Origin of the sequence: Mycobacterium sp. (assembly GCF_036488105.1) — a bacterium.
Taxonomy (GTDB): domain Bacteria; phylum Actinomycetota; class Actinomycetes; order Mycobacteriales; family Mycobacteriaceae; genus Mycobacterium.
The window spans coordinates 1-5,305 of sequence record NZ_DASXHW010000187.1 but is presented as its reverse complement, the minus strand read 5'-3'; the positions used below and the strand labels follow the sequence as shown (position 1 = coordinate 5,305).

The following is a 5,305-nucleotide window of genomic DNA, read 5'->3' as shown; positions in this document are numbered from 1 at the left end:
CGTCAACGAGACACTGCACGACATCGTCACGCCGCTGGTGTTCGCCGAGGCCGCCGACCTGATCGCCAGCCACAAACTTTGCGGCCGCGACGTAGTAGTGGTGTCGGCATCCGGCGAAGAGTTGGTCGCGCCGATCGCCCGTGCGCTCGGGGCAACGCACGCGATGGCGACGCGGATGGTTGTCGAGGACGGCAAGTACACCGGCGAGATCGGGTTCTACTGCTTCGGCGAAGGCAAGGTGCAGGCGATTCGCGAACTGGCCGCGCGCGAGGGCTATCCGCTCGAGCACTGCTATGCCTACTCCGATTCGATCACCGACATGCCGATGCTCGAGGTGGTCGGCCATCCGAGCGTGGTCAATCCCGACCGCGCCCTGCGGCGCGAGGCGTCGGCTCGCGACTGGCCGGTGTTGGAATTCTCCCGGCCGGTGTCGCTGCGCGACCGCTTCTCGGCGCCGTCGGGTGCTGCGGTCGCCACCACCGCCGCGGTCGGCATCAGCGCACTGGCCGCGGGGGCGCTGACCTATTCGTTGCTGCGCCGGCTGTCGCTGTAGCCCACCAGCACCCAGCAAACTATCCGTGTCACGGGTCGGCATCACTTCAGCTATTTAACGATAATTGACCCTTGATGTGACCGGGGTCACGGAGTACAAAGGATCTACGGAAGCCCGGTACGGCCAAGATCGGTCCAGAAGAGAAGGGCCTGTCTCCCGGAACAGGGCAACCCAGCACGGTTCCCGGCACCCACGCGGAGTCATAGCCGCGATAATGGCAGAAGTGTTGCGGGCCTGCGTAATTGCGAAGAGTGAACGGCGTCGAGGGCCCCTTGGGTGGGGCTGCGGCCGGAAGCGTCGCAAGATCGCCGAGGCCACCCACGCAGCCCACAGGTGCACGCATGGTAACCGAGATCCGTGCTAGCGGGCGGCGAGCCGAACCCCTTCGGTGCGCCGCCCGCTTTACACGTCTGAACCGCCCGCCGGCGGCCCTTCGGCAAGCGTCTCAGCAATCGACAACGCCTCCTGCGCGCCGACCCGCATAGCCCGGCACGACAAGACCAGCCACGCGGTCATGCCATCGGGTGTCCCCTCCGCGAAGCCGCGCGCCGCGTCACGGTAATCGGCGGCGCGACGCATCCACTCCACCTCCGGCACGCCCAAGCCGTGCGGGTCCAGACCGGTCGCGATGGTAACCAATCGCGACACCGCGCGCGCGACCACACCGTCCGCGGTGCCGAACGGAGCCAGGGTCAGCAATTCGCCGTGCGCGACCGCGGCGATCACCGGGGCCGCCGCCTTGGTAGCGCCGGTCACGATCTCGGTGAGCAACTCCAACCGGGGTCCGACGTCGGGGTCGGCGCGCGGCCTGCCCAGCCTGCTCTCGTCGACCCGGTCGGCGGCGGCCAGCATGTGCAGCCGCGCCAGTGCCTGCAGCGGCGCGCGCTGCCACACCCCAACCAGGTTGGTCTCGCCGCCCTCCAGTGCCTGCGCGACGCGCAGTGCACCGGCGAAGACCGGGTCTTCCATGACAGAAACGTCGAGTTGATCGTCGAGTTTCCGGCCGCCGCCGTCCAGCACCGCCGATGCCCTGGCCGACCGCAGTGCCGACTCGGCCGCGGTCACCGGCCAACGCCGCAGGTTGGCGCGGTGGCGATGGGCCCGGCCCAGCGCCTCACGAGCCTGGTCGCTCGCGGCGGCGACACCGGGCAGGTCCATCAGCGGAGCCAGCGGGTCAGAAGTCACGAGCTGTCACGATAGCCAGCCCCGGCACCGGGGATCGCGGCCAGTAGTTGCCGGGTGTAGGCATCACGCGGCGCGGTGAAAACGTCCTCGGTGGCCGCATGCTCGACCACCCGGCCCGCGCGCATCACCATGACCTCGTCGGCGATCTGCCGTATCACCGCCAGGTCATGGCTGATGAACAGGTACGTCAGGCCGAGAGCCCCCTGCAGCTCGGCAAGCAATTCCAGGATCTGCGCTTGCACCACGACGTCGAGCGCGGAGACCGCCTCGTCACACACCAGCACCTCCGGTCGCAGCGCCAAGGCGCGCGCGATCGCGACCCGCTGGCGTTGCCCTCCGGACAGTTCGCGTGGTCGCCGGTTCAGCAGCGACGACGGCAGCGCGACCTGCTCGCAAAGCTCGCGGACGGTCTGCTGACGCTGACGGCGGTCGCCGATCCGATGGATCCGCAACGGTTCGGAGATGATGTGCGCAACCGAGTACATCGGATCCAGGCTGGCGTAAGGATTCTGAAACACCGGCTGAACTCTGCGGCGAAACGCCAGCGTCTGCCGGCGGCTCAGCGATGCGGTGTCGGAAACGTCAAGGCCATCGAAAACCACTGTGCCCGAGCTGGGTTGAAGTAGACCAAGCACCATCCGGGCCAAGGTCGACTTTCCGGAGCCGGATTCGCCCGCGATTGCCAGCGTGGTACCTCGGCGCAACCGGAAGGACACGTCGTCGACGGCGCGCACCTCCACCTTGTGCCACGGCGCTCCGCGGGACGGCCGGTAGACCTTGGTCAACCCCGAGGCGACGATCACGTCGGGCGCCTCCGGCGTGACAGGCTTTGCGATGTGTTTGTCATGCAGCGACGGCGCGGCCCCCACCAGGCGTTGGGTGTAGGGATGCTGTGGATCACGCAGAATCTCCTGTGCCGCTCCGGTTTCCACGACCGCGCCCTGGTACAGGACTATCAGGCGCTCGGCCCGTTCTGCGGCCAGCGCGAGATCGTGGGTGATCAGCAGCACCGCTGTGTCCAGTTCACCCGCGAGCTGCTGCAGATGGTCGAGTACCTGACGCTGCACGGTGACATCCAATGCTGAGGTCGGTTCATCGGCGATCAACAGCCGCGGCCGGCCGGCCAACCCGATGGCGATCAGGGCGCGCTGACACAAACCGCCGGACAATTGGTGCGGGTACTGCCGGGCGCGCAGCGCCGGATCAGGCATGCCGGCGTCGGCAAGCAACTGGACTGCCTGCCGATCGATATTGTTTGCGCGCAGCGCTTCTCGTACCTGAAAGCCCACGTTCCATACCGGGTTCAGGTTGGTCATCGGGTCCTGTGGCACGTAACCGATGCCGGTGCCCCGGATCGATCGAAGCTGTCGCCGGCCCGCGCCGGTGAGGTCGATGCCGTCAAACACGATGCGCCCGGCGGTGATTCGACCACCCGGGGGTAGCAGGCCCAGAATGGCAGCAGCGGTGGTGGACTTGCCCGAACCTGATTCGCCGACGATCGCCACGGTCTGCCCGCTGTGCACCTCGAGATCCAGCCCGCGCACCGCCGGAGCGTCGTCACCGAACCCGACCTCCAGGCCGGCGACGCTCAGCAGCGCTGACTCAGCTGCCGTCATGGCCGCCTCGCCCGCGACGTGGGGTCCAAGGCGTCGCGCAACACGTCGCCCATGATCAGGAAGGCGAGGACGGTGATTGCCAGCGCACCAGCGGGATAGAACAAGATCGGCGATCCGGCCCGTAACCGGATTTGGTCCACGTTGATATCGCCGCCCCACGACACGACCGAGGGCGGCAGCCCAACCCCGAGGTAGGACAGCGTGGCTTCGGTGACGATGAACAGCCCGAGCGCGATCGTCGACATCGCGATGACCGGGCCGATGGCATTGGGCACCACGTGGCGTAGCAATATCCCAAACTTGCTCAACCCCAGCGCTTTCGCCGCAAGCACGTAGTCACTGCCGCGGACCGCGAGCACGGCGCCGCGGGCGATCCGGGCTATCTGCGGCCATCCGAACAGCGCCAGGATGGCGATCACCGTCCACACCGTGCGGTGATGCATGACCTGCATCAGCACGATGGCGGCCAGCAGCAACGGGATACCGAAGAACACGTCGGCGATCCGGGACACCACCGCGTCGATCCACCCGCCGTAAAAGCCGGCCACCGCCCCCAGCGCCCCACCGATGATGAACACCAACAGGGTCGCTCCGAGACCGACGGTGACCGACGCCCGTGCGCCATAGATGGTGCGGGCGTAGATGTCGTGGCCCTGCAGGTCGGTGCCGAACCAATGCGCGACCGACGGCCCCAGCAAGCTCTGGTCCGGGTTAGCGTATCCGGGATCGGCCCCGGTGAGCAATGAAGGACACACCGCAACGACGACGACACATGCGATCAGCACCGCGCTGATGATGAATTTCGGGCGGCGACGCAGCCCGCGCCACGTATCGCGCCAAAAGCCCACGCCGGCAACCGGTTCAGCCATAGCGAATCCTGGGGTCCAGCGCCGCGTACAGCAGGTCGACCGCGAGATTGGTAACGAGGTAGACGACCACGAGCACCGTCACGATAGACACCACAGTCGGAGCCTCTTGGCGGGTGACGGCCTGGTAGAGCACGCCGCCGACCCCGTGGACGTTGAAGATGCCTTCGGTGACGATCGCGCCGCCCATCAGCGCGCCGAGGTCTGCGCCGAGGAAAGTCACCACCGGAATCAGCGAATTCCGCAGGATGTGCACCGTCACCACCCGTGGCCGCGACAACCCTTTGGCGGTGGCGGTACGCACGTAGTCGGCGTGCGCGTTGTCGGCCACCGCGGAGCGGGTCAACCGCACCACGTAAGCGAATGACACGGCACCCAAGACGATCCCGGGCATTAGCAGGCGGGCGAACGTCGGCTGGTCGCCGACCGTCACCGCCGCGATACCCAGCCGGACCCCGAAGACGAATTGCGCGAGAAACCCCAGTACGAAGATCGGCACCGCGATAATGACCAGGCTGACGATCAACACAGCGCCGTCGAAAACCCCGCCCTGTCGCAGCCCGGCGATGACGCCGAACCCGACGCCGAGCAGCGCCTCCACCGCCAGCGCGATCATGGCCAACTTGAAGGTCACCGGAAACGCCTGTGCCAGAACACTAGTCACCGGTAATCCGGAGTAGGCGTGACCCAGGTCGCCGTGCAGGATGCCACCGAGGTAATGCAGGTACTGCAACCAGAATGGGTCATTGAGGTGATATTGGGCGCGCAGTTGTGCGGCCACCGCCGGGCTCAGCGGGCGATCACCGCCCAGCGCCGCGATCGGGTCACCTGGAAGCAAGAAGACCATGCCGTAGATCAGCAGCGTGGCCCCCAGGAAGACCGGTATCATGGCCGCGATTCGCCGCGCGATGTACCACGCCATCTCAGGCCTTCACGATGTGTTCGTAGTCGGGCAGTCCGTTCCAGGTCAGCGCGACGTGGCTGACCGACGGTGACCGTCCTGCCACGGCGACGGTGTACCAGAGCGGTACAACCGGCATGTCTTGCAACAGGATTCGCTGTGCGTCGTTAGCGAGCCGGTACGA

General features: G+C 66.9%; 6 protein-coding genes. 1 reads left to right on the top strand and 5 read right to left on the bottom strand.

Features of this window, described 5'->3' with window-relative positions; genetic code table 11:
* The coding region (locus tag VGH54_RS10075; RefSeq protein WP_331511813.1) for an HAD-IB family hydrolase at window positions 1-553 on the top strand (553 nt) is incomplete at its 5' end.
* A gap of 402 nt (window positions 554-955) precedes the next feature.
* Here the strand turns inward: VGH54_RS10075 and VGH54_RS10070 are convergent.
* The 5 genes from VGH54_RS10070 to VGH54_RS10050 form a co-directional block, all read right to left on the bottom strand.
* On the bottom strand, window positions 956-1,738 hold the full coding sequence (locus tag VGH54_RS10070) for an oxidoreductase (protein WP_331511812.1): 783 nt from the start codon (window positions 1,736-1,738) through the stop codon (window positions 956-958).
* Window positions 1,735-3,354, bottom strand: coding sequence for an ABC transporter ATP-binding protein (locus VGH54_RS10065; protein WP_331511810.1), 1,620 nt, complete (start codon window positions 3,352-3,354; stop codon window positions 1,735-1,737). The genes VGH54_RS10070 and VGH54_RS10065 overlap by 4 nt, the downstream gene beginning before the upstream one ends.
* A complete protein-coding gene (locus VGH54_RS10060; protein WP_331511809.1) occupies window positions 3,351-4,223 on the bottom strand; it encodes an ABC transporter permease in 873 nt (290 codons plus the stop codon). Before VGH54_RS10060 ends, VGH54_RS10065 begins: the two co-directional genes overlap by 4 nt.
* Window positions 4,216-5,142, bottom strand: a complete 927-nt coding sequence (locus VGH54_RS10055) for an ABC transporter permease (protein WP_331511808.1) — start codon at window positions 5,140-5,142, stop codon at window positions 4,216-4,218. The genes VGH54_RS10060 and VGH54_RS10055 overlap by 8 nt, the downstream gene beginning before the upstream one ends.
* A 1-nt stretch (window position 5,143) precedes the next feature.
* Window positions 5,144-5,305: hypothetical protein (locus tag VGH54_RS10050; protein ID WP_331511814.1), on the bottom strand; the 162-nt coding region annotated here is incomplete at its 5' end.

Bases quoted from the DNA above. Each gene is read 5' to 3' on its own strand.
- VGH54_RS10055 (WP_331511808.1), bottom strand. From the start codon at position 5,142: ATGGCGTGGTACATCGCGCGGCGAATCGCGGCCATGATACCGGTCTTC.
- VGH54_RS10060 (WP_331511809.1), bottom strand. From the start codon at position 4,223: ATGGCTGAACCGGTTGCCGGCGTGGGCTTTTGGCGCGATACGTGGCGC.
- VGH54_RS10065 (WP_331511810.1), bottom strand. From the start codon at position 3,354: ATGACGGCAGCTGAGTCAGCGCTGCTGAGCGTCGCCGGCCTGGAGGTC.